Source organism: Streptomyces sp. NBC_00377, assembly GCF_036075115.1.
Classification (GTDB): Bacteria; Actinomycetota; Actinomycetes; order Streptomycetales; family Streptomycetaceae; genus Streptomyces.
The window spans coordinates 5911218-5936070 of the sequence record NZ_CP107958.1; the positions used below are offsets into that span (position 1 = coordinate 5911218).

Annotated in this window: 19 protein-coding genes; 6 read left to right on the forward strand and 13 right to left on the reverse strand. The window is 72.0% G+C overall.

Going from position 1 to position 24853, the window contains the following annotated elements:
* Window positions 1–37: 37 nt before the first annotated feature.
* From OHS71_RS26400 to OHS71_RS26410, 3 genes are all read right to left on the reverse strand, one after another.
* Entirely contained in the window at window positions 38–1408 is a 1371-nt protein-coding gene (locus OHS71_RS26400) for a vWA domain-containing protein (RefSeq protein ID WP_328481813.1), read from the reverse strand.
* 224 nt (window positions 1409–1632) lie between these two features.
* Window positions 1633–3291 (reverse strand): PP2C family serine/threonine-protein phosphatase, encoded by a 1659-nt coding sequence (locus OHS71_RS26405; protein WP_328481814.1) that lies wholly within the window; start codon window positions 3289–3291, stop codon window positions 1633–1635.
* A gap of 3 nt (window positions 3292–3294) precedes the next feature.
* Window positions 3295–5616 carry a tetratricopeptide repeat protein gene (locus tag OHS71_RS26410; RefSeq protein ID WP_443047054.1) on the reverse strand — a complete coding sequence of 774 codons (2322 nt, stop codon included), beginning with the start codon at window positions 5614–5616 and terminating at the stop codon, window positions 3295–3297.
* Here OHS71_RS26410 and OHS71_RS41385 point away from each other — a divergent pair.
* On the forward strand, window positions 5615–5974 hold the full coding sequence (locus OHS71_RS41385; protein ID WP_443047055.1) for a hypothetical protein: 360 nt from the start codon (window positions 5615–5617) through the stop codon (window positions 5972–5974). The genes OHS71_RS26410 and OHS71_RS41385 overlap by 2 nt on opposite strands.
* Before the next feature lie 25 nt (window positions 5975–5999).
* Here OHS71_RS41385 and OHS71_RS26415 read toward each other — a convergent pair whose 3' ends face one another.
* The 10 genes from OHS71_RS26415 to OHS71_RS26460 all read right to left on the reverse strand — a co-directional run bounded on the left by OHS71_RS26415 (window position 6000) and on the right by OHS71_RS26460 (window position 18334).
* Complete coding sequence (locus OHS71_RS26415; RefSeq protein ID WP_328481816.1) at window positions 6000–7310, reverse strand: hypothetical protein; 1311 nt, start codon at window positions 7308–7310, stop codon at window positions 6000–6002.
* Window positions 7311–7376: 66 nt separating this feature from the next.
* On the reverse strand, window positions 7377–8408 hold the full coding sequence (locus tag OHS71_RS26420; protein ID WP_328481817.1) for a glutamate ABC transporter substrate-binding protein: 1032 nt from the start codon (window positions 8406–8408) through the stop codon (window positions 7377–7379).
* Window positions 8409–8512: 104 nt separating this feature from the next.
* Complete coding sequence (locus OHS71_RS26425) at window positions 8513–9904, reverse strand: hypothetical protein (RefSeq protein WP_328481818.1); 1392 nt, start codon at window positions 9902–9904, stop codon at window positions 8513–8515.
* 269 nt (window positions 9905–10173) lie between these two features.
* Window positions 10174–11151: an N-acetylglucosamine kinase gene (locus OHS71_RS26430; protein ID WP_328481819.1), complete on the reverse strand. Its 978-nt coding sequence runs from the start codon at window positions 11149–11151 to the stop codon at window positions 10174–10176.
* Entirely contained in the window at window positions 11142–12407 is a 1266-nt protein-coding gene (locus OHS71_RS26435) for a 6-phospho-beta-glucosidase (RefSeq protein WP_328481820.1), read from the reverse strand. Before OHS71_RS26435 ends, OHS71_RS26430 begins: the two co-directional genes overlap by 10 nt.
* Window positions 12408–12413: 6 nt before the next feature.
* Window positions 12414–13307 (reverse strand): carbohydrate ABC transporter permease, encoded by an 894-nt coding sequence (locus OHS71_RS26440; RefSeq protein ID WP_328481821.1) that lies wholly within the window; start codon window positions 13305–13307, stop codon window positions 12414–12416.
* 5 nt (window positions 13308–13312) lie between these two features.
* Window positions 13313–14254 (reverse strand): carbohydrate ABC transporter permease, encoded by a 942-nt coding sequence (locus OHS71_RS26445; protein WP_328481822.1) that lies wholly within the window; start codon window positions 14252–14254, stop codon window positions 13313–13315.
* A 2-nt stretch (window positions 14255–14256) separates the two neighbouring features.
* Window positions 14257–15606 carry an ABC transporter substrate-binding protein gene (locus tag OHS71_RS26450; RefSeq protein WP_328481823.1) on the reverse strand — a complete coding sequence of 450 codons (1350 nt, stop codon included), beginning with the start codon at window positions 15604–15606 and terminating at the stop codon, window positions 14257–14259.
* Window positions 15607–15712: 106 nt separating this feature from the next.
* Window positions 15713–16924 (reverse strand): ROK family transcriptional regulator, encoded by a 1212-nt coding sequence (locus OHS71_RS26455; protein ID WP_328481824.1) that lies wholly within the window; start codon window positions 16922–16924, stop codon window positions 15713–15715.
* A gap of 306 nt (window positions 16925–17230) precedes the next feature.
* Complete coding sequence (locus OHS71_RS26460) at window positions 17231–18334, reverse strand: mechanosensitive ion channel family protein (protein ID WP_328481825.1); 1104 nt, start codon at window positions 18332–18334, stop codon at window positions 17231–17233.
* Window positions 18335–18658: 324 nt separating this feature from the next.
* Here OHS71_RS26460 and OHS71_RS26465 point away from each other — a divergent pair, with 324 nt between their 5' ends.
* The 5 genes from OHS71_RS26465 (at window position 18659) to OHS71_RS26485 (ending at window position 24735) form a co-directional block, all read left to right on the forward strand.
* A complete protein-coding gene (locus OHS71_RS26465; RefSeq protein ID WP_328481826.1) occupies window positions 18659–19195 on the forward strand; it encodes an HNH endonuclease in 537 nt (178 codons plus the stop codon).
* A gap of 537 nt (window positions 19196–19732) precedes the next feature.
* The gene (locus OHS71_RS26470) at window positions 19733–19939 is read left to right on the forward strand and encodes a hypothetical protein (protein ID WP_328481827.1); all 207 of its coding nucleotides are present in this window, start codon (window positions 19733–19735) and stop codon (window positions 19937–19939) included.
* Window positions 19940–22060 (forward strand): 4-alpha-glucanotransferase, encoded by a 2121-nt coding sequence (gene malQ, locus OHS71_RS26475; RefSeq protein ID WP_328481828.1) that lies wholly within the window; start codon window positions 19940–19942, stop codon window positions 22058–22060.
* Window positions 22061–22196: 136 nt separating this feature from the next.
* Complete coding sequence (locus tag OHS71_RS26480) at window positions 22197–22472, forward strand: hypothetical protein (RefSeq protein WP_328481829.1); 276 nt, start codon at window positions 22197–22199, stop codon at window positions 22470–22472.
* Window positions 22473–22800: 328 nt separating this feature from the next.
* Window positions 22801–24735 carry a hypothetical protein gene (locus OHS71_RS26485; protein ID WP_328481830.1) on the forward strand — a complete coding sequence of 645 codons (1935 nt, stop codon included), beginning with the start codon at window positions 22801–22803 and terminating at the stop codon, window positions 24733–24735.
* Window positions 24736–24853: the final 118 nt, after the last annotated feature.

Consider the following 24853-nt stretch of genomic DNA (forward strand, 5'->3'; position numbering starts at 1 on the left):
CCCCTCTCTCCTTCGGTGTCCCTCAAGCGTGTTCAGGTCACTTCTTTACACGAACAGTCTTTGTGGACCGGGTCTCGAGCGTCATCTCGTCGGCGTCCGTGACCTTCGCCTTCAGTCGCACAGTACCTGTCGTGGCGTCGACCACGTCCACCACCTTCGCAAGCAGTTTCGCAGTATCACCGTTCCCCGAGGCGCTCGCGAGCTGAACGGCACGGCCCAGTTTGGCCGTTGCTCCGTCCATATCGCCCGCTTTGCGAAGGTCAAGCCCTTGTTGGATGACCTGTGCCAGTTCGGCCTGGCCCGTGTAGTGCGCGACCTGAGGGTTGATCGACGTGGAGGCGGCCATGTCGTCGGTCCAGACGGCCTTCACGAGACCCTGCGCGCCGAGGTTCTGGACGGCGCCTGCGCCGCCCCCGGCCGGGGCGCCCGCAGCCTGCGGAATGACCAGCGAGACCCGCGCGGCGAGCATCTCCTGGCCGACGTTCGCGGCCGGGACCTCGACGCACACGTGGTAGTCGCGGGACTCGTCGCCCCAGGAGCCGGTGGGATAGTCGCCCGCGCGAGGGCCCGCCTCCGTACGGCGCCCGGTCAGTTCCTCGACCGTCGGCGCGACCTGCTTGACGAACTTGATGGCGGTGCCGACCGGGGTCCACAGCCGCAGCGCCACGTCCGCGACCTCCTTCCCCATCGCCGTCTCCATCATCTGTGTGAAGTCGGTGGCGAGCCCGGTCGGGTCGGCGACGATGTCGGCCGTGCCGAGCAGGGCGGAGGCGATCCCTGTGACTTCTTTCACTTCCCAGTCGGTGCCGACGCCACGGGCGTCACAGGTGAAGCGTCCGGCACAGTCGTCGAGGGCGGCCCTGAGGTCCTGCGGCGTCTCGTGCTCGTTGCGGCCGTCGGTGAGCAGGATGCCGTGCCGGATCGCGACGTCCGCCGAGGACAGCAGCCGGTCGGCCAGCAGCAGCCACGTGCCGATCGCCGTGCCGCCGCCCGCGCTCAGCCGGCGCAGCGCCTGCTTGGCCTGGTCGCGGGTGGTCGCGTCTGCGACCGCGAGCCGGCCGCCGCCCGGGTAGACCTCCTTGGCGACGTGCGTGCCGCCGATCACCGAGAAGTGCACACCGTCGCGCAGGGTGTCGATCGCGGCGGCGGTGGCGTCGCGCGCGTTGCGCATCTTGGTCGGCGGATAGTCCATCGAGCCGGAACAGTCCACCATGATCGCCACGGCGGCGGACGGACCCTGGCTCGGCGAGTAGAGGTGCGGCGCGGCCGCCGCGCTGCCCACCGTGCCGCCGCCGGTGGAGGTGACCGTGACGATCGCGTTGACCTCGCGGCCGCCCTCCGGCAGGTACTCGTTCTGATAGACGTCGACCGAGAACTGCGGCACGTGTGATTTCGAGAAATTGGCCATGCCTACTCACATCCCCCTCGGAGACCCCACGCGTTCGCGGGGCGATGACTGGCTGCGGACCGGTCCCCACCGGTCCGTACGCGTGCTTCCCCGTGCTTCCCCGTGTGTTCGGTCTTTCCCCGTGTGTACCGATGTTGCGGGTGTTGCTTCCGTTGCGGGCGTTTCGCGTGTTTCGGGTTTTCGCCTGGTGTTTCGGTTTTCCGGGTTCTTCCGTGTTTGCGGCCTCAGGCCGATCCTGCCCCCTGCGCGGGGGCGGGGAACGGTACGACGGCCACTGTTACGTTGTCGTGGCCCCCGCCGTCCAGGGCGTGACCGACCAGGACCTGTGCGCTGTGCAGCGGCCGGGCGCAGGCGTCCGGTGGGACGACCTCGGCCATGTCCTCGGCCGCCTCCGCGTAGTTCCACAGACCGTCCGTGCACACCACCACCACACCGGGCCGGTCCGGCTTGAAGGAAGCGGTGTGCGGTTCCAGTTCGTAGGCGTCGGCGCCGAGCCAGCCGGTGATCGCGTGGGCGCGCTCGTCGGCGTAGGCCTCCGCCTCGTTCATCAGGCCCGCCGCGACCATCTGGGCGGCCCAGGAATCGTCCTCTGTGAGCCGGGCCGGAGAGGAACTCCGGTCCGCCGGGACCCAGTAGGCGCGGCTGTCACCGACCCAGCCGACGACGAGCAGCCCGGGCGTGACGATCGACCCGACGAGGGTGCAGGCCGGGGCGTTCTGGTGCGGGGCGTGTTCCCGGGCCGTGGCCGGCTCGTCGGCCAGCGCGTTGACCGCGTACGAGGCGGCGACGATCGCCTCGTGCATGGCCTGCTGCGGGTGCGTGCCCTGCGGCAGGGCGGCGAGCAGCGACTCCCTGGCCGCCTTCGACGCGGCGAGGGAGGCGTCGTCGGGGCGGGTCGCGGAGGACACGCCGTCGCAGACGATCGCCACGAGCGCGGGGGAGCCGTCGGGCAGGGCGGCGCGGCCGAGACCGAAGGCGTCCTCGTTGCGGTGATGACGCAGACCGCGGTCGCTGACGGCGGCCATGGGGCCCGACTCCAGCTCCATGTGGTCGCGTTCGCGCGGTTGGGCGTGTCCGCAGTTCTCGCAGTACCCGTCGTCGTCGACCCGGCCCGCCCGGCAGGCCACGCACACCTGGGTGGTCTCGGCCACCGCGGCGGCCTCGGCGGCCACCCGGGGGTCCGGCGCCTGGAGGGCGTACTCGTCGGGCTCCGCGGGCCGGTCGAACCGCACACCGGAGACACCGGCGTCCCCGGTGACACCGGACGGCCCGGATACGGGAGATCCGCCGGCGGCCGGCGGGAGCGGGGAGCCGGGGGCCGACGGCCCCGGCACTCCGGAGCCCGACGCGCCCGGGCCCCCTGCGCCCGGTGGAACCGGACCTCCGCCGCCCGAAGGGCCCGGAACTCCGGCGCTTGGCGGCACCGGACCTCCGGCATACGAAGGCGCTGGCGCTCCGGGTGCCGACGGTGGCGGCAGTGCACCGTGGGGCGGCAGCGCCGCGGCGGTGGCACCGCTCGCACCCGCACCACCGGGACCGGCGGCACCACTGAGACCGGCGGCACCACTGACTCCGGCGGCGCCACTCAGGGCGCCGACGGCACCGTTGTCAACGGCAGCGCTGTGACCCGCACCGCTCACACCACCGCTCACACCACCGCTCACACCGGCACCCGGCGTGGCCGTACCGCTCACCGTCGGACCCGTCGGCGTCGGGGGCGGTTGGGGCGAGCCGTTCATCGTGAGGGTCGGGTGGTCGTCCGGGCGCCGCGGTGCGGCGGACAGGTCGTATCCGCACGCACCGCAGAAGCGGTCACCCGCGTCGAGCGGCTCCGCACAGCTCGGACACGTCGGCAGGGCGGCCTGTCGGGGCATCTGGGACATCAACTACACCCACGTCCGGGGGCGGTAACGATTGGCACGTTCCACCAGGTCGATCCTTTCCTCGCCGCCCGTCGCCAGCCGGGCCAGCGTGCGGTACGAGCGCTCCAGGCCGAAGCGCAGCCCCCGCTCGTCCAGTTCACTGCCGAGCAGTACCCGGGCGGCCGGGCCGGCGCCCTGGCCACCGGAGAGTATCCAGTCGAGGGCGCAGCCGAGGACTTCCGCGGACAACTGCTCGCGCCGCTTCGGATCCAGACCGTACGCGTCCAGCGCCTCGACCTGGGCCGCGGCGGCGGAGAGGTCCTCGACGAAGGGTACGTCGGAGGCGAGGGCCGTCCGCTGACGGAGCCGGGCGCGCACGGCGGCCACCCGCGCCGCCGTGTAGTGGATGGAGGACTCGGGCACCGACTCCAGCGTCCGTACGGCGCCCTTGCGGTCGCCGGCCGCGAACTGCACGCGGGCCAGGCCGAACGCGGAGCTCACGTAGCTCGGGTCGGTCGACCACACCAGGCGGTAGTACTCGGCGGCGTTGTCCAACTGCCCCAGCACCTCCGCGCACAGGCCGAGCGCCAGCTTGGGCGCGGTTTCACCCGGGAAGGCGTCGTAGATCGCGTCGAAGGCGAGTGCGGCGCCCTCGTGGTCACCGGTGACCAGCGAGGTCACACCCCGGTACCACACCACCCGCCAGTCGTCGGGCCGTTCGCCCTCCAGGATCTGAAGGGACATGAGGGCCGCCTGGTGGTCGCCGTTCTCCAGCCAGGCGCGGATCTGCCGCAGCCGGGTCTCGACCGACGGCGCCGGCGCGGCCGCGAGAGCCGTGATCAGCTCGGCGGGCGCGGATGTCAGCAGGCCGGCGAGGAAACCCGCGTTGGGGTCGGAGGCGTCGACGTGCGGGACGGGCAGGGCGAGCGCGGCGGCGGGCGCGGGAACGGCCTTGACGAGGCCGGGGGCGACAGCGCTCGCGGCGACGGTGCTGCCGGTCCCGGCCGACGCGATGCCGCCGGCACCCGGCAGCGCGGTGTGACCGGCGTGCGCGGGAGCGGCGCCCGGGAGGGCCGCAGCGGCGCTCCCGGCGAAGGCGGGGGCCACACCGGTCAGAGCGGGAGCGGTGCCGGGTGAGGTGGCCCCGTTGCCCTTGCCGCCGACGAGGGCCGCTACGGTTTTCGAACCACCGCTCCGGCGCGAGGGGTTGACCGCGACGCGCGCGCCCAGCCGTGACACCTCACCGTCCACCTTCGGGAACAGCTCGGTGTCCGTGACCTTGATCTCGGGCCCGAACAGGGTCGACAGCGCGGGCCGGGCCCGCCCGCTCTGGACCGACACGACCTCGCGCAGCACACCCGTGAGCTGCTCCGCCATCTCCTGCGCGGAGGCGAACCTGCGGGCCGGGTCGGGGTCGGTGGCGCGGACCAGCAGCCGGTAGAACGACTCGTACTGGCGGAACACCTCGATGTTGTCGGGGTCGGGCAGGGAGTCGACGAAGACGGTCGTGTAGCCCTGGAAGTCGAAGGTCAGGACGGCGAGCGTACGGCCCACCGTGTACAGGTCCGACGCGACCGACGGGCCGACCTCCGCGACCTCGGGGCCCTGGTAGCCGACCGTGCCGTAGATGGCCGACTCGTCGTCGTCCATCCTTCTGACCGCGCCCATGTCGATCAGCTTGAGCTGGTCCTCGGTCTGGATCGCGTTGTCGACCTTGAAGTCGCAGTACAGCAGGTTGCGGCTGTGCAGATGGCCGAGCGCCTCGAGCGCCTCGATGCCGTACGCGCACGCCTGCTCGACGGGAAGCGGGTCCCGCTTGCCCTGCGGTGTGCGGCGGTCGTTGGCGATCTCCTTCAGGGACTTGCCGCCGATGTACTCCATGACGATGTAGCCGTCGAGGGAGCCGGTGCGCTGGTCGAGGTGTTCGACGAAGCTGTAGATCCGCACGATGCTGGCGTGCTCGATCTCGGAGAGGAAGCGCCGCTCGGAGATGGCCGCGGCCATCGCGTCCTGGTCGCCGGTGTCCAGCAGGCCCTTCAGAACGACCCACCGGTCGCCCACCGGACGGTCGATGGCCAGGTAGATCCAGCCGAGCCCGCCGTGCGCGAGACAGCCCACGACCTCGTACTGGCCGTGCACGACGTCGCCGGCCTTCAGCTTCGGCGCGAAGGAGTACGGGTGGCCGCACTTGGTGCAGAAGCCCTCCGTGCGTCCGTCCCGCTCGCCTCGTGAACGGCCCACCGGGGCACCGCAGTCGGACCGCGAGCAGAACCGCTTGCGCTCGGGCACCTCGGGGTTGTCCAGCACCATCGCGCGCGGGTCGGGCCTCGGTACCTGCGGCACCATGACCAGTCCGGCGCCGAGCCGGGCCCGCCCGGAGGAACCGGCGGTCGAGCCGGAGCTGCGCACCGACACCGAACGGCCCGTCGAAGTGCCCGAGAGCGACCGCGAGAGCCGCCCCGACACCGAGCGGCGCGACTTCGACGACTGCGACGACGTTCGGGTACTGCGCGCACTGGTACGTGAACTGGCGCTGCCCGACGAGCCCTTGCCGCCTCCGGTCACCCCGGTCGGCGGTGAGCCGAGCAGGCCTTCCCCGGAGGGGAGACCCCCGGACGAGACGACCGGGGCCAGACCGCAGGTGTCGCAGTACAGCTCGCCGCCACCCACATCCTCGTACGACCCCTCGCAGCCCGGCCGCTGACACGACTGCCCTGCCTGACTCATGGCTACTGCTCCCCCCTACGGTCCTCAAGGCCGCCCTGCTCCGGAACGCGAGGCGCCGTGAGGAGTTCGGCCGCCGCCCGCTGGTAGCGCAGGACGGCCTGTTCGGCGACGCGCAGATCACAGGGCGCGCTCCACAGCATGCGGCGCGCCGCGTCGTAGCGCTCGATGAGGAACGGGTCCTCGGCGAGCCCGTGCCGGGCGACCTTCGCCTTGTACGCGTCGAGACGGCCGCGCAGCTCCGCGCGGACCGCCAGTGGCTGGGTGACCGCGGTCAGTGACTCGCGGGCGCGCAGCAGTTCGTCCTCCGCCTTCTGCTCCAGGGACTCCAGGAGCGGGGACAGGCGGTGCCACTGGGCGTGGCGTCGGTACTCGGCGGCCGTCGCGAGCTGCTCGTGGAGCACGGTCGGCGGGCCGCTGACCACCGGCACCTCGGTCGCGGCGATCTTCGCGAGCACCTCGCCGCGCGCGGTGCGCGCCTCGGCGAGCGTCCGGTCGGCGCGGCTGAGGACGTCCCGCAGCCTCACCAGCCGCTGTTCCGCGTCCTGGCGGACCGTGAGGACGGCGTCGATCTCCCGGCGTATGTCCTCCAGGGCGCGCGCCTCACGGTCGTACACCGTGGTGTCCGGACGTCCGCCGCCGGGCGCCGAACTGCCCTGTGCGCGGACCCAGAAGGCGAGCGGGTCCGAGACCACCTGTTCACGCAGGGAGGTCAGGGTGTGGGTGATGCGTTCCAGGTCGTCGCCCGCAGGGTGCTCGCCCGGGCGGACGCCGACGGAGTGCGCCAGCCGACGGGTGCGCTGGAGCTCCGCGGCCAGTAAATCTATCCGGGCGGGCAGCGCCGACCACACCGCGTCGGCGGTCACGACCATGTCGAGCGACGACGCGTAGAGCTCGTTCATCCGGTCGACGAGGCCGGTGAGCGAGAAGCTGTGGCTGAGCTTGCCCGCGCCGGCCGCCGAACCGGTGACCGATCCCGCCACCGTGACGGACTCGCCGCGCAGGAGTTCCGTCAGCTCCAGCAGGTCCTCCCGGCTGGACCAGCGGCGGCGCGAGCGGATGTCACGGGCGCCGCGCAGGGCGTCGGTGTACGCGTCGAAGTACGCCCACAGCAGCGTGATCGACACCTCCGCGGACGCCCAGCGCTCCTTGGTGACGCCGGTGAGTTCGGCGCCTTCGAGCAGTCTGCGGCCCGCGTGGTCCTGGAGTGCGAGGAGCGAGGTCTCGATCGCCTCGTGCTCCGCGCCGAGCCGCGCCAGCGCACGGTCGACCTCGTCCCGGTCCATCACCGGCCCGGGGGGTCCCGTGACGCCCATCGATCACCTCTCGCTGCTGTCGGTTGCTCGGCTCTGCACGCTGCCCGCCCTGCCGGGCGGCGCCCGTCAGTTCGTGGTCAGGTACTGCGGCGCGGGCGGTTTCGATTTCGTCGCGTCCGTACCCAGTGTGGCCGACAGCCACTTTCCGTACGAGGCCTGCCAGCCGCTCGCGCGGTACTCCACCAGGATCTGGTTGACCCGGCGTACCAGATCCGTCGCCTTCTTCGCCATGGCCACGCCGTAGTACTCGGTCGTGAAGGGGGCGCCCTTCAGTTCGACCGTGGGGTCCTGGGCGGCCTGGCTGGCGGCGAGCGCGCCGTCGGTGACGACCGCGTCGACCTCGCCGAGCTGCAACCGGACCAGGCAGTCCAGCTGGTTGGGCACGGTGGTGGAGATGTCGACGGAGGAGTCGATCCTGCCGGCCTTCTTGTCGCCGTCCAGCTTGGTGTTGGCCGTCGAGCCCGCCGCCGTGCAGACCTTCTTGTTCGCCAGCGAGCCGTCGTAGCCGGTGATCGTCGACGACTTGGGCGCCAGGACCTGCTGCCCCGTCTTGAAGTACGGCGCGGAGAACGCGACTTCGTCGAGCCGGGTGCAGGAGATCGTCATGGTGCGGACGACCATGTCGACCCGGCCCTCCTGGATGGCCGGGATGCGCTGGTTGGTCGGGATGGCCTTGAACTGGACCGCGTTCGGGTCGCCGAGGATGTCCTGGGCGATGCGGTGCACCAGGTCGATGTCGAAGCCCTCCAGCTCCGCACCCGTGTTGTTGGGGTCGCGGTAGCCCCAGCGGTAGCTGTTCTGGTCCACGCCGACGATCAGCTTGCGCTTCTCACCCTGACGGGCCTTGATCGCGGCGATCGTGGGGCCGTCCGCGCTCGACGGCGTCGGCGTCCGCTTCTCCGGGTCCGTGCAGGTGGCGTCGGCCGCCGGGGTGCCCTCGGCGACGCCCTGGCCGGCCCGGCCGGTGCTTTCGTCGCCCGGCGCCCGGGTCGTCCACGGCAGCAGCAGGACGAGGGTCAGTGCGAGGACGCACAGAGCCGCCATCGCGCCCACTCCGCCCCAGCCCTTCACACCGGCCCGTACACGTCGCACACGCATCGTCACGCCCCCTTCCACCGGTACGTCTCCTTCCGCCGGTTCGCCCCCGTCCACCGGCCCGCTCGTGCCCACCGGCACCCGCCCGCCCGCCGGTCCGCGCCCGTTCACCGGTACTCCGACAGCCTGCGGCCGATGCCGAGGACCGCGCCCGCGGCGCCCAGCACGGCGAGCACGGCGGCGCCGATCGGCAGGCCGGTCATCGCGTCCAGGCCGTTGCCGGCCGCCTGCTTGAACTCGGTCTGCTCGTGCTCCAGGGCGGTCGCGAGGTTCTGGTCGACGCCGTCGAAGCAGGCGCCGGTCGCGTTCTTCCCGCCGATCACGAGGGCCAGCGCCTGCGCGTAGTTGCCGTTGTCGTCCTGCGCGCGGGCCGCCGTGTGGCGCTTCTTCCACTCCACCATGTTGCTCTCGGCCGAGGTGACGGGCTTCTCGCCCGCCTGGTCGTCGGCGAGCTTCGCCGCCAGGGTGAGTCCCTTGCCGAGGGCGGTGATCTCGGTGCTGAAGTCGTGGTCGTACTGGTCGAGCGTCACCGGCTTGCCGTCGGCCGTCACCTTCACCGTCTCGGCGCCGCGCGCCACCAGTGTCAGGTTCTCGTTGCCGCGCGCCTTGAGGGAGGCGATCCGGGCGTCGTGCAGGACGTTCAGCGAGCGGACGCCGTGGTCGTAGGAGTCGTTCAGACCGGCGCGGGCCACGCTGTGGCCGATGACCAGCCAGAGCAGGACGACGGTGGTGGTCGCCGTCGCCGCCACCAGACCGTGGTTCAGGACGCGGTTCGTACGGCGGTAGTTGCGGTGCTGCGCCCAGGCGAGGCCGGCCAGCGCGAGGACGCCCAGCGCGATCGCCGCCCACGGATAGGGGGTGGCGTCGGCGTAGTCGTCCTGGAGGCGCCGGTTCTCCATGGTGTAGAGACTCTGGGCCGCCGGGAGCATGTCCTTCTGCATCTTCTGGTTCGCGTACCGCAGATAGGCGCCGCCGACGGGGTAGCCCTGCCGGTTGTACGTCCGCGCACGCTCCACCAGGCCCTTGTACTCGGGCAGGAGTTTGTTCAGCTTGGTGATGACCGCCGTGGAGGGCGAGTCGGGGTCGGCGTTGCTGGCCGCGGTGACGAGCTTGGAGGCGGCCTTGTCGATGTCCTGCGCGTAGCGGTCGCGGGACTCCTTCGTCTCCTGGCCGCCTGCCAGGAAACCGCTGGAGGCGGCCGTGTTGGCGTCGGCCAGCGAACGGTAGATGTCGGCCGCGGCGGCGCTGAGCGGCTGGCTCTTGTGGAGAACGTCGTCGGCGGCGGCCGCGCGGTCGGTCGTCTGCCAGGCCGTCACGGAGCCGAAGGCGATGACGAGGAGCGCGAGGAAGGCGCCGATGATGCGGAGCCTGCCCGGCTCGGTGGTGGCCGCCGCGCGTGCCTTGTCGACCCCCTCGGCGAAAGCCGTACGGCGGGCCGGCTGCGGTGCCGGTGCCGGTGTGGGCGCCGGTACGGTGGTGCTTGTAGCCGGGTTTGCCACGTTTTTTGACCTCCCCCATGGTCAGCTGCCGCCGCCAGTATCGCTGGCGGGACCGGTGCTGCGCACCGGCCTTCACTCGATCTTGATCAGATCGCAGTCACCCCTGCCCATGAATACGCGTCGGGTGGGTGTTCGGTTCCTTCGCGGGGGCTCGTGTCGTGTGCGAGGGGCGTGCGTCGAGGCTGGTCGCGCCCGGGGCGGGGCCGCACGGGCGAGTCGGGCGGGGGCGGGGCCGTACGGCGATACGGCCCCGCCCGCCCCGGACGGGGTCACTCGTCCGAGGCGAAGTACGTCCTCACCTTCCGCTGCGCCGCGGCGTCCGCCCCCAGCCGGTCCAGGCCCAGCAGCGCGGCCCCGAGCACCGGGCGCTCGCGTACGACGCTCGCCACCGCCTTCGGCGCCCGTGCGGCCAGGAGTTCCCGCACGCCGTCGTCCAGTTGCCCGTGGCCCGCCGTCAGGACTCCTCCGCCCAGCAGGACGGGCGTCTCCTCCTCCAGGAGGTCCAGCCGGGTCAGGGCCACCGTCGCCATCGACACCACCTCCTGCGCCAGCCGGTCGACGATCGTCCGCGCCACGGCGTCTCCGCCCTCCGCCGACCTGAAGAGGACCGGCGTCAGCTCGTGGCGGCGTGCCGGGGCGATGTGCTCCAGGTGGAGGGCCTCGATCAGGGCGTACATGGACGGCAGGCCGAAGTGGGACGGGAGCGCGTCGGTGAGGGCCGTCGGCCCTCCCCTGCCGTCCTCCGCCCTCGCCGCGTGCCATATCGCCTCCTCGGCCAGGCCCCAGCCGCCGCCCCAGTCGCCGGAGAGGCGGCCGAGGGCCGGGAACCTGGCGGTGCGGCCGTCGGGGCGCATGCCGACGCAGTTGATGCCGGCGCCGCAGACGACGGCCACCCCTCGTGGCTCGGCCACGCCCGCCCGCAGGATGGCGAACGTGTCGTTGCGGACGTCCACGGAGGCGCCCCACGCGCGTGCGTGCAGGGCGGCCGCCAGTTCCTCCTCCTCCACCGGCAGGTCCGCGTTGGCCAGACAGGCCGAGACATGGACCGCCGAGCCGACACCGGCCGCCGTGTACGCGCGCGTGACGGTGTCGGCCAGGGAGTCCACCGCCGCGGTCACTCCCACGGCGGGCGGGCGGAAGCCGTCCCCACGAGCCGTGGCGAGGACCTCCCCGTCGGCCGCCACGACCGCGACGTCCGTCTTGCTGTTGCCCGCGTCGATGGCGAGAACGCTTGCCGTCAGGCCCACGCGAGATGCTCCCGGTTGTGTGCGATCAGCCGGTCGGTCAGCTGCTCGGCGTACTCGTACTGGGCGACCAGCGGGTGGGACAGCAGGGCCTTGAAGACGTTGTCACGGCCCCCGTGCAGGGCCGCCCGCAGCGCCAGGTCCTCGTACGCCGTCACGTTCGCCATCAGGCCCGCGTACAGCGGGTCGAGGGACGCCACCGGCAGCGGGGACGGGCCCTTGGGGCCCGCCGCCGCCTGGACCTCGATCACCGCGTCGTCCGGCAGGAAGGGCAGCGTGCCGTTGTTCAGGGTGTTGACCACCTGATAGGGGCTGCCCGAGCCGGTCAGCAGCGCCGCCGCCAGGTCCACGGCCGCCTCCGAGTAGAAGGCGCCGCCGCGCTTGGCCAGCAGTTCCGGCTTCTCGTCGAGGGCCGGATCGGCGTACAGCGACAGCAACTCGCGCTCCATCGCGGCGACCTCCGCCGCCCTGGACGGCTTGGTGCGCAGTTCCCTCACGACCTCGTCGTGCGCGTAGTAGTAGCGCAGGTAGTAGGACGGAACCGTGCCCAGGCGCTCCAGGAGCGCGCGGGGCAGCCGCAGGTCGGCGGCGATCGTGTCGGCGTGGGCCGTCAGCAGGCCCGGCAGGACGTCGTCGCCCTCGGGGCCGTGCAGCCGCACCCCGGTCTCCCAGGTGAGGTGGTTGAGACCGACGTGGTCCAGGTGGACGTCGGCCGGGGTGACGTCGAGCAGCGCCGCGAACTTCCGTTGGAGTCCGATCGCCACGTTGCACAGGCCGACCGCCTTGTGGCCGGCCTGGAGAAGGGCGCGGGTGACGATGCCGACCGGGTTGGTGAAGTCGATGATCCAGGCGTGCGGGTTGCTCCGGCGGACACGTTCGGCGATGTCCAGGACCACCGGGACCGTGCGCAGCGCCTTCGCGAGACCGCCCGCGCCCGTCGTCTCCTGCCCGACGCAGCCGCAGTCCAGGGGCCACGTCTCGTCCTGCTCGCGCGCCGCCTGGCCGCCGACGCGCAGTTGCAGCAGTACCGCGTCGGCGCCCTCCACGGCCGCGTCCAGGTCGGACGTCGTCACGATCCGGCCCGGATGCCCCTGCCGCGCGAAGATCCGGCGGGCGAGGCCGCCGACCAGCTCCAGACGGTCGGCCGCCGGGTCGACGAGGACCAGTTCCTCCACGGGGAGGGTGTCCCGCAGGCGCGCGAAGCCGTCGACGAGTTCCGGGGTGTAGGTCGAGCCGCCGCCGACCACAGTGAGTTTCATGGCTTGTTAACCCTTTACTCCGGTGAGGGTGACACCTTCGACGAACGCCTTCTGGGCGAAGAAGAACACGAGGATCACGGGGGCCATGACCAGCACGGTGGCCGCCATGGTGAGGTTCCAGTCGGTGTGGTGCGCGCCCTTGAACGACTCCAGGGCGTAGGAGAGGGTCCACGCGTTCGGGTTCTCCGAGGCGTAGATCTGCGGGCCGAAGTAGTCGTTCCAGGCCGCGAAGAACTGGAAGAGGGCGACGGCGGCGATGCCGGGCCTCGCCATCGGGAGGACGACCTTCAGCAGGGTCCGCAGGTCGCCGCAGCCGTCCACCTTCGCCGCGTCCAGGTACTCGTTCGGGATGGTCAGCAGGAACTGGCGCAGGAGGAAGATCGAGAAGGCGTCGCCGAACGCCAGCGGGATGATCATCGGCCACAGGGTGCCCGACAGGTCCAGCTGCTTGGCCCAGAACAGGTACATCGGGATGACGACCACCTGCGGCGGCAGCATCATCATCGAGATCACCAGCATGAGCGTCAGGTTCCGGCCCCGGAAACGGAACTTGGCCAGCGCGTACGCCACGGGCACGGAGGAGACGACCGTCAGGACCGTGCCCAGTCCGGCGTAGACCAGCGTGTTCTTCCACCAGGTGAGGAAGCCCGGGGTGTCGAAGACCTTCCGGTAGTTGGCCCACTCCCAGGTGTGCGGGACGAGGTCCCGGCTGAGTGCCTGCGAGTCGCTCATCAGGGACGTCAGGAACACGAACACGAAGGGGAGGGTGAAGAAGAGGGCGGCGGCCACGCCGAGGGAGTGGACCGCGATCCATTCGAGGAGCGCCTTGCGGCGGGCGGTGCGCTCGGCGGGCGAGGACGGAGCCGTCAACTCCGCGGGACGGTCCAGTACTTGAGTCATGTGGGTCAGTCACCTGCCTGGATGAGGCCGCCCCGGCGCCGCATGAGGAGCGCGGTGAACGCCATCGACAGGGCGAACAGGACCAGGGCGACGACACAGGCGGAGCCGTAGTCGAAGCGCTGGAAGCCGAGGTTGTAGACGAGCTGGGGGAGGGTGAGCGTGGAGTGCTCCGGATAGCCGGGCTCGAACATGGTGCCCGCGCCCTGGATCACGCCCGAGGCGACCTTTCCGGCCACCAGGGGCTGTGTGTAGCTCTGCATCGCGGCGATCACGCCGGTGACGACCGCGAACATGATGATCGGCGAGATGTTGGGGAGGGTCACGAAGCGAAACCGCTGCCACGCCGAGGCGCCGTCCAGTTCCGCCGCCTCGTACTGCTCCTTCGGTACGTCGAGCAGCGCGGCCATGAAGATCACCATCAGGTCGCCGACGCCCCACAGGAACATCAGGGTCAGGGCCGGCTTGGACCAGTCCGGGTCGTTGAACCAGCCCGGCGCCGGAATGCCGATCTTCTCCAGGATCGAGTTGACCGGGCCGGTGCCCGGGTTGAGGAGGAAGGCGAAGGCCATGGTGGCCGCCACCGGCGGGGCGAGGTAGGGCAGGTAGAACAGGGTGCGGAAGACACCCGTACCGGTCTTGATCTTCGTGATGAGCATGCCGATCCCGAGCCCGAACAGGACGCGCAGAGTCACCATGATCACGACCAGCCACAGGGTGTTGCGCAGGGCCGGCCAGAAGAACGGGTAGTGCTCGAAGACGTACGTCCAGTTCTTCGTGCCGCTCCACGTCGGCGGCTTGAAGCCGTCGTAGTGCATGAACGAGAAGTAGACCGTCGAGATCATCGGGTACGCGAAGAAGACCGCGAAGCCGATCAGCCAGGGGGACAGGAAGGCGAGGGTGCGCAGCGCCGAGCGCCGTTGCTTCGCCTTCAGCGTGTAGGTGGCCATCGCTACTTCGCCTGTGCGATGTCCGTGTCGATCTGCGCGGCGGCCTTCTTCAGGCCGGCCTGCAGGTCGGTGACCTTGCCGCTCTCGTAGTCGTAGCCGAGCTGCTGGACGGTGGTCAGGTAGACGCCGCCGTTGATCGAGGCGGGGGACGTGGTCGAGTTCGGGTTCGCGGCGATGTCCAGGAACGTCTTGAAGCGCGGGTCGTACTTCAGGTCCGGGGACTTCAGGGCGGCCAGCGTGGACGGCACGTTGTGGATGGCGTTGGAGAAGGCGACGACCGCGGCCGTGTCGGTGGTCATGTACTTCACCAGTTCCCAGGCCGCGTTCTGCTTCTTGCTGGTGGCGGCGATGCCGGCGATGGTGCCGGTGATGTAGCCCTTGCCGTACTGGTCGGCCTGGTCGTCGGCGACGGGCAGCGGGGCGACGCCGATGTCGAAGCCCGGCTTGGCGTCCAGGGCCATGCCCAGGCGCCACTCGCCGTCGAGCTGCATGGCGACCTGACCGGTCTGGAAGGGGTGCTTGGGGCCCCACTCGTCGCCGAGGCCGGAGCGGAACTTCTCCAGCTTCCGGAAGCCACCGAGGTCGTCGACCAGCTTCTTCTGGAGCGTGAAGGCGTCGGTGACGGCCGGGTCGGTGGCGATCGTCGACTTGCCGGACTTGTTGAAGTAGGTCGGTGAGAACTGCCCCATGTAGTGCTCGGTCGTCGTCTCCCAGCCGTGGTAGTTCGGCATGAAGCCGAGCTGCTTGAACGTGTCGCCCTGGGGGATCGTCAGCTTCTTGGCGTCGGCTGCGAACTCGGTCCAGGTCTTCGGCGGGGAGGTGATGCCGGCCTTCGCGAAGGCGGTCTTGTTGTAGTAGAGGCCGTACGCGTCGCCGAGCAGCGGAACCGCACAGCGGTTGAGCTCGAACTGCGTGTATTCGTTCATCGCCTTCGGGAAGATGGCGTTCGGGTCGATGTCCGCCTTCTTGAAGAAGGGGTTGAGGTCGACCAGGGCCCCTGACGAGCAGAACTTGCCGACGTTGTTGGTGGTGAACGACGAGATCACGTCGGGCGCCTTGGCGCCTCCCGCGCGCAGCGCCTGGTTGATCTTGTCGTCGGTCATGTTGCCGACGACGTTCACATGGATGTTGGGGTGCGCCTTCTCGAAGCCGGCGACCAGCGCCTGCACGGCCTTGACCTCGTTCGGGGCGCTCCAGGCGTGCCAGAAGGTGAGGGTCGTCTCCTTGGCCGCGTCGTCGTCGGAGCCGGTCGCGGACTGACCGGTACAGGCGGTGGTGCTCAACAGGAGGGCCGTGGAGGCGGTGAGGGCAAAAGCCGCCTTTCGGACGACTGCGGGTATGCGTGTGGGCATGGCGGAGCCTTCCAGGGACAGGGCAGGGTGAGTGGGATGCGAAGAGAGGGATGACGAGACGGGGTGTGACGGGGTGGAGCCGGTGGAGCGGGGGGTGGTGGTGCGGCTAGCGCGAGGTGTCGAAGACCTCGTCGCGGGCGGCCGCCAGCGCGCTCTCCAGCGCGCCGCGCAGCACGGGCCGTTCGGTGACGTCGCTCATGACCAGCTTCGGCCTGGACGCGGCCAGTTCCTCCAGCTCGTCCTGGACGAGGGCGCGCAGCACCTCGCCGCCGGCTGTCAGGGAGGCGCCGCTGAGGACGACGAGTTCGGGGTCGAGCACGGAGACGAGCGAGGCGAGACCGGTCGCGAGCCGGGTCGCGTAGGTCTGGAGCAGCAGCCGGTTCAGGACGGTGTCCTCGGCGGCCGCCCGCTCGACGAGTGCGGCGGCGACCTCGGCGTACGGCCCGGACGGGATACCCGTCATGCCGAGTTCCAGGGCCAGCCGGGGGATGGCCTGGGAGCCCGCCAGTTCCTGGTAGCCGCCACTGTTGGCCTTGGTCACCTGGCGGACCAGGGGTGCGCCGGGAACCGGTAGGAAACCCACCTCTCCCGCGCCGCCGGTCCAGCCGCGGTGCAGCCGGCCGCCGAGGACGAGGGCGGCGCCGAGACCGCCCTCGTTCCACAGCAGGACGAAGTCCTCGTGACCGCGGGCCGCGCCGAGACGCTGCTCGGCCACGGCGGCCAGGTTGACGTCGTTCTCGTACTCGACGGGCATCGGCAGGGCTGCGGCGAGGTCGTCGAGCAGCGCGGGCGAGTGCCAGCCGGGCAGGTGGGAGGCGTAGCGCAGACGGCCGGTGGTGGGGTCGAAGGCGCCGGGGGTGGCGACGACCAGGCGTCGCACGTCGTCCCGGGTGAGGCCGGCGGCCTTCACCGCGCCGTCGAGGGCGTCGGTGACCTGCCGTACGACGGCCCCGGTGGTCTTGCGGCCGGGTGTGGCCACCTCGAAGGCGCCCACGGTGCGGCCGGTGGCGTCGGCGACGGCGGCGAGGACACGTTCGGGGGTGACGTCGAGTCCCGCGGCGTACGCGGCGGCCGGGTTGACCTCGTACAGCTGCGCGTTGGGTCCGGGACGTCCCTCCGTGGTGCCGGTCGCGAGTACCAGCCCCGCCGCCTCGAGGCGGGCCAGCAGCTGGGACGCGGTCGGCTTCGACAGGCCGGTGAGCTTGCCGATGCGGGTGCGGGACAGAGGGCCGTGCGCCAGCAGGAGATCGAGCGCGGCGCGGTCGTTCATGGCGCGCAGGACGCGCGGGGTGCCCGGCGTACCGGCGGTTCCTGCCATGGGGTCGACACCTGCCTTTCTGAACTGCCCAGCTTCTCAGTGACGCCGGACGCAAGTCCACATCCGGTCACTGTTAGGAAAGTTTCCTATCGGCTGGCAGGAACGTAAGCCCGGCACGAAGGGGACGTCAAGGAGTGAAAGGGGAAATGCCCCCGAGGCAACAGAGTCGTTACTTCGCGGGGCGGAAGGTTCGCGGACGCCCGTCCGGCACGGCATGGCGCGGGACGGGGGAGCGCCGGAACGCCCTGACATGCCGCAGGGCCGCACCCGGAGCCTCCCGGGTGCGGCCCTGCGGCATGCGTACCGCTACTTCGCCGGGGTCGCCGGCCGCGGCTGGACGATCGGGGCAGCCGCCGCCACCTGCGGCGAGTCCGCGTTGGAGAACACCGACGGAGCCGCGACCGCGGCCGTCGGGTCGGCCGGGTCCTCGTGGATCGGGGAGGTCGCGCCGCCCATGATGCGGATGTCGGCCGCGTCGAAGGCGCGCTTGACGCGCCAGCGCAGCTCCCGCTCGACGGTCAGGGCCTTGCCGGGCATCGTCTTCGCGGAGACACGGACGACCATCGAGTCGAGAAGGACGCTGTCCAGGCCGAGCACCTCGATCGGGCTCCACAGGAGCTCGTTCCAGGGCTCCTCCTTGCTCATCTTCTCGGCGACCTCGTCCAGGGTGGACTTGACCAGGTCGAGGTCCTCGGACGCCTTCACCGTCACGTCGACGCCGGCCGTCGCCCAGCCCTGCGAGAGGTTGCCGATCCGCTTGACCTCGCCGTTGCGGACGTACCAGATCTCACCGCTGTCACCGCGCAGCTTGGTCACCCGCAGGCCCACCTCTATGACCTCGCCGGTCGCCACGCCCGCGTCGATCTGGTCGCCGACGCCGTACTGGTCCTCCAGGATCATGAACACGCCGGAGAGGAAGTCGGTGACCAGGTTGCGCGCGCCGAAACCGATCGCCACGCCCGCGACACCGGCGGATGCCAGCAGGGGGGCCAGATCGATCTCGAAGGTGCCCAGCACCATCAGCGCGGCGGTGCCCAGGATGAGGAAGCTCGCCACCGAACGCAGCACCGAGCCGATCGCCTGGGAGCGCTGACGCCGCCGTTCGTTGTTGACCAGCAGCCCGCCCAGCGCCGTGCCGTCGACCGAGGAGACGGTGCGGTTCATCCGGTCGATCAGCTTGGTGATCGCCCGCTGCACCACCACTCTCAGCACCACCGCGATCACCAGGATCAGCAGGACCCTCAGACCGATCGCCAGCCAGGTCGACCAGTTCTGCTCGACCCAGCTGGCCGCGTTCGTCGCGCTCTCCTGGGCGTCCTCGAGGGTCGGGACGGTCACCGCGGTCGGCGACTCCGAGGGAGTCGGCGACGGCGACACGCCGGCGGCCAGTAGGACGGCGGGCAAGGACACGGCAGGTACCTCCAGGTGCTGCACTTGCTCCGTCCGGTGCGGCGGTCAAGGGCGACACGCGCTGCTAGGTCACGGAAAGGTCACCGGACGGGCAGAACCACCACACTAACGGGGCATTGTGTGTGATCCGGCGAGATCCGTGAAGGAGAGACGGTCCTCACCTGCGCTTGAACAGGCCATGATCCGGGGGAGAAACAGGATGTGGTCGAAAACACTCCCAGCCCGTTACCGGGACATGGTGGCGCGTCCACCGGACCAGAGGGGAGACTGACCACAGATCGTCCCGGCGCGAGCCACGCGCCGCCGACGCCCAAGGAGGCATCCGTGCCGCATGTCCTGGTCCTCAACGCGTCGTACGAGCCGCTCGGCGTCGTACCGCTCCGCCGCGCGCTCGTCCTCGTCCTGGAGAACAAGGCAGTCTCCCTCGAGGAATCCGGCGCCTTCATGCACAGCGCGACCGTCACGGTTTCCGCGCCCAGCGTGGTCCGGCTCAAGCGATTCGTCCGGGTTCCCTACCGGGGGCCCGTTCCTCTCACCCGGCGGGCGCTGTTCGCCCGGGACGGGGGCCGGTGCATGTACTGCGGTGGCGTCGCAACCAGCGTCGACCACGTCGTCCCCCGCAGCCGTGGGGGCAAACACGTGTGGGACAACGTCGTGGCGTCCTGCCGTCGCTGCAACCACGTCAAGGCCGACCGGCACCTCGTCGAGATCGGCTGGCGGCTCCGCCACAAACCCGCCCCTCCTTCCGGTCTCGCCTGGCGCATCATCGGCACCGGCCACAGGGACCCGCGCTGGCTGCCGTACCTGCAACCGTTCGGCGCGGACGACGCCCTGGCCCGGATCGACGGCATCTCCGCCTGACGGTCCGGGTCTTCGTATTGCGTCGCCCGTGCCCGCACCGCCCGTTCCGCCACCGCGTCCCAACCGCCCGGACCGGGTGCGAACGGCTCCGGGGAACCCCGTTCCACCTCCCCCGGAGCCGGAGCCGGCTTCTGGACTGGACCCGGAGTGTCACACGGGACGCAGCTCCGCCGGGTGCGCCGAGCGGAGCAGCAGGGGGCAGGGAGTGGCCACCGCCGGCGGACACCACGCGTACCCGCCCACCGGGAGCAGCGGCGCGACGTACGGCACCGCCCGGGTGACGTACCTCTGCGCCACCGAGCCGTACCGGACGCCGGCGGGCCTCGACGCCCTTCTCCGGGCCGGAGAGCGACCGGCTGAGGCGGCCTCGGCGCGCCGGCCGCGTCCGGTGGTCGGATCGGGTGCGGCGCGCCGATCCGCCGTGTCGGCGCCGGGCCCGGGGGCGTGTGGCAGCGTGTAATGACCTGAGGACGTCTGTCCCCGCGTCCGCTGGGTAGGGCTGGGGTAACCGATGACATCCCCGACGAGGAGGCCACCGTGATAGCGCCGGCCCGATCCAAACGACCGGCGGAGCACTCCGCCCCCACCTCCGTCCAGCTCCAGGACCCCCACCTCTGCGCCTTCAGCGCCGAGGGCGCCTGCGCCGAACCCCCGCTGACCAGCGAACCCCCGCTGCCCTACGCCGAGCCGCTGACCAGCGAGCCGCCGCTCGCCGTCGCGGACTCCGACTCCACGAGGCCCTAGATGACCGCACCCTCCGGGGACGAGCTCGCCCGGCTCGCCGCGTTGCACGGCGTCGCCACCTCCTACCAGCCCTCCCCGGACCGCACGGTCACGGCCTCGGCCGCCGCCGTCACCCGCGCACTGGCGGCCCTCGGGGTCGACGCGGGCAGCCCGGAGGCCGTGCGCGCCGCTCTCGCCGCCCGGGAACGGGAGCTCGCGGGGCGGCTGCTGCCGCCGACGGTGGTGTGCTGGCAGGGAAGCCCCTGCGAACCCCTCGCGACGCTCCCCGAGGGCGCCGTCCTGCGGGTGCGGACCGAGCAGGGCGAGAGCCGGGACTCCGTCGAGGGGCTCCCGCCCGGAGTGCACGGGCTGACGGTCACCGCACCGGACGGGCGGACCGGCCACGCCCACCTGGTCGTCGCCCCGCCCCGCCTGCCCACTCCTGCGGGACGCTCGTACGGACTTCTCGTCCAGCTGTACTCCCTCCTCTCCCGGCGCTCCTGGGGCATGGGCGACCTCGGTGACCTCGGCGAGCTGACGGCCTGGGCGGGACGGGCGCTCGGGGCGGGGTTCGTGCAGGTCAACCCGTTGCACGCGGCCGTGCCCGGCGCCCCGACCGACCCCTCCCCGTACCGGCCCTCCTCGCGCCGTTTCCCCGACCCGGTGCATCTGCGGGTCGAGGACGTCCCCGAGTTCGCGTACGTCCGGGACGACGCTCTGCGGGCCGCGCTGCTCGAAGGCGCCGGGCGACTGCGCGAAGCCGTCCTGGAGAAGGGCGAGCTGATCGACCGCGACGCGGTGTGGGAGCTGAAGCGGCAGGCACTGGAACTCGTCGCCCGCGTACCGCTCGGGCCCGGCCGGCGCGCCGCCTACTGCGACTTCCTCGCCGAGCAGGGACAGGCCCTGGAGGACCACGCCACCTGGTGCGCCCTCGCCGAGGTGCACGGGCCCCGGTGGCGCCAGTGGCCGGCCGGACTCCAGGACCCGCGCTCCGCCGAGACCACCCGCGCCCGCGGTGAGCTGATGGACCGCGTCGACTTCCACTCCCGTCTGGCCTGGCTCACCGACACCCAGCTCACCGCCGCCCAGCGCGCCGCGCGGGAGGCGGGCATGCCCGTCGGGATCGTGCACGACCTGGCGGTCGGCGTGCACCCCGAGGGCGCCGACGCGTGGGCGCAGCAGGAGTACTTCGCCGCCGGCATGTCGGTGGGCGCGCCGCCGGACGCCTTCAACGCCCGCGGCCAGGACTGGGGCCTGCCGCCCTGGCGCCCCGACCGGCTGGCCGCCTCCGGCTACGCCCCCTACCGGCGCCTGCTGAAGGCCCTCTTCCGCTACGCCGGCGCGCTGCGCATCGACCACGTCATGGGCCTGTTCCGCCTCTGGTGGGTCCCGCAGGGCGAGCCGCCGACGCAGGGCGCCTACGTCCGCTACGACGCCGAGGCCATGCTCGCCGTCCTGGTGCTGGAGGCCTCGCTGGCCGGTTCGGTGGTCATCGGCGAGGACCTCGGCACCGTCGAGCCCGGTGTGCGCGAGGCGCTGCGCGAACGGGGGGTGCTCGGCACGTCCGTCCTGTGGTTCGAACGCGACTGGGACGGGGACGGCCGTCCTCTGTCCCCCGACCGCTGGCGCGCCGACTGCCTGGCCACCGCCACCACTCACGACCTGCCGTCCACGGCCGCCCGTCTGACCGGCGAGCACGTGGAACTCCGTGACCGGCTCGGCCTGTTGACGCGGCCGGTGGAGGAGGAGCGCGCCGAGGCGGCCAACGACGCGGCGGAGTGGCTGGGCCTGCTCACCCGCCTCGGACTCCTGGCCGGCACCGGCGGCGGCAGCGACCGCTCCTCCGAGGAGGCCGAGGTCCAGGCAGTCCACGGCTTCCTGCTGCGCACGCCGGCCCGCATGCTCGGCGTCTGGCTCCCGGACGGCGTCGGCGACCGCCGCCCGCAGAACCTCCCCGGCACCTGGGACCAGTACCCGAACTGGCGGCTGCCGATCGCCGACGCCGAGGGCCGCCCGGTGACTCTGGAGGAGCTGGCGGCCTCGCCGAGGCTGCGGGCCCTGATGGACGTACTGCGGGAGCCGGACGGCCCGCCCGACCCGCCCGGCTCCTCCGCGGGTGCCCCTTCCGCGGAAGGGGTCTGAGGGCGACGGGAAGCAGCAGGGGAGGCGGAAGAGGCGCCCCGGGACGGCAGCCGTGAGGACGACCGCACCAGTGCCCCGCAGCTCATACGGCACCCCGGGCGCGCGCTCCCCGAGCCCGTTCGCTAACTTGGGCACCGTGGACAAGAAGAACGCCCTGCGCGCCGGCGCCCTGGCCGCCGGTACGACGCTGATGATGCTGCTCATGTCGTCCCCCGCGCTCGCGCTGACCCGCGACGACGGTGACGATCCCGGTCCGGGTCTGAGCGTCGTCGAGACGCTGGGCCTCTACGTCGTGGCCCCTCTCGCACTGTTCGGGCTGATCGCCGGACTGGTGTGGGTCCTGGACAAGTCGAAGGACAGGGGCGACTCCACCAGCTCCAACATCACCGTGAAGGGTCAGGCCAAGGCCTGAGGCCCCCCTGACTTCTCGGCCCGGATCAGGTCCGGGCCGGAGGGTGTCGGCTCCTGACACGTACGCGCATGCCGTACGCGTCAGGAGCCGGCGCCCTCGACGCGTTCCGGGGTGGGGCGCCCTTCGGATACCGCGGCACCGTGAGCGGCGGTCACGCCACGCCTCCTCCCGGGGGAGCTTCGAGACCGGAGGCAGCCTCGCGACGCACCTCGGCCGGCAAAGTACCGCAAAGCGCGCGCACGGCACCGCCGGTAATTGCGTCGACAGGCCGCGGCCGGGCTGACAGGCTCCTGCGCATGACCTACCGAATCGAGTTCCACACCGCTCGGTGAGCGCCCCGGCTGTGCCGCCGACCGCCCTGTACGACCAGGTGCTGAGCCTGCGGAAGGCGTCGCCGGACGGGCTTCCGCCCGGCCACGGCTTCGACCTTCCCGCCGAGCTCCGCCCGGACACCCCCACCGATCGCCGCGTCGAACGCCGCACCGGCCTTCGCGACGACCTCACCTCACAGCCTCCGAAGACGCCGCTCTCCCGGAGGGAGACGGCCGATGCCATCCGGGAGGCGCTGGACCCGCTGCCGGCGGATGCGGACACCCTGCACCGCCGCTTCGCCGCACTCGGCGTGCGGGGCCGTCACCGGAATCTGATCTGGGCGGCCGTGGCCGCCATGCCGCTGCCGGCCGACGAGCACGACACCGCCCGCGCACTGGCCAGGCAACTCTCCCGGACCGGCAGTACCGTGCCCGCCGTCACCGCGGGCCTCGCCCTCCTCACCCGCCTCGGCGAGTCCGAGGACGCCCCGTATCTCTCCACCCTCGGCCTCCTCCGGTCGCTCACCGGGCCTGCCGTCCAGGCCCTCGACGCCCTCGACCGCCGGTCCGCCGCCGTCCTCTGGCTCGTGACCTCCATCAGCCGCGGCGAACTGCGGCCCCTGGTCCATGCGTTGGGGACGCGGAACGACCGGGCCGTCCGCTCCGAGCTGGTGGCCTTCCGTACCGAACCCCGTTTCCTCGGCGCCACGACCGCCCGCCGTATCGCCGAAGCCGTCCGGTTGCCGGAACTGCTCGCCGAACACCCCGCCGATGCCGACCTGCTCGCCCGGGCGGCCCGGCTGCTCGTCCGGATGGCATGCGCGAGCGACGGCGCGACCCAGCTTCTCGCCTACCGCGAGGCACCCGCCGTGTACGAAACCGTGGTCACCCGGGCCGCTCTCCTTCCGCCGGCCCTCGCACACCACGCCACCCTTCTCTCGCTCGCCCTCGATCTGAGCAGCGGCCCCGGAGCGCTGCTGGACTGGCCCTCCGGCTGCCGCGAGACGCTCCTCGGATCCCTGGGCCGACTGCTGGCCGAGCCCTCCTGGACCGCGACCGCCACCGCGACCGCCACCACGGCCCCCGCACCCACCCTCGCCCCCGCACCGGACGCGCAGCGCCGGGACGAGGCGGCCCGGCGGCTGCGGGCCGACTGGATCCGCCGTACCGGGCGGCGGCCGTTCAGGCGTCCCGACGCGCCCGACAGCGGGCTGCGCATCGAGATCGTGGCCGCAGACCCGGCGGACGGGGAACCCGTCGAGGCCCGCATCCTCGTCGACGGACGGCCCCTCGTCCCGGCGGTCTTCGCACACGGTCCCGCGCACGGCCCGGAGCTTCTCCTCGACGAGGGTCGGCTGCGAGCCGGCCCGCAGCCCCGCCGGGTGCGGCTGGCGGAGGCCCGGTGCGGCGAGGGGTGCTGCGGCGCGCTCGACGTCACCGTCCGATGCGACGGCGACCGGGTCGTGTGGGAGGACTGGCGGCGGCCGCCCCCGCCGGGCACCCGCGGGCCCGCGCCCGAACTGCCGGTCCTCCGGTTCGACGCCGCTGCCTACGACGCGGAGATCACCCGTGCGCAGGCGGACCGGTCCTGGTCATGGCCGGCCCGCACCCTGGCCCGGCTGATCAAGGCGGGGCTGGTCGAACGGCCGGAGCTGCTGATGCGGTGGGACGCGCGCCGGAGCCGGATCGGCACCGGCCACGAGGATCCCGAGATCGTCCAGGTGAACTTCTGGTACCAGCCGGGATCGGCCGCCGGGTGCCCGGAAGGGGAGCCGCTCGGGTTCCGCTGGACCGTCCCGGACGACGGAACCCCACCCGAGGCGCAGGCCGCGGCCGCCCTGCGGCGGCTGGCCGAGGAGGACCCGAAGACCTACAGCCGGGTGAGTGTCGGCACTCGCGAGCGCGCCGAGGAACTCGGCTACACCTGGCCCTTCGACGACCGACCCGGCTGACGGGACCGACCCGGCTGACGGGACCGACCCGGCTGACGGGACCGACCCGGCTGGCGGGACCGAGTCGGCTGGCGGGACCGACGCGGCCGGCCGAATCGGCCACGTCGGCCGAACCGGC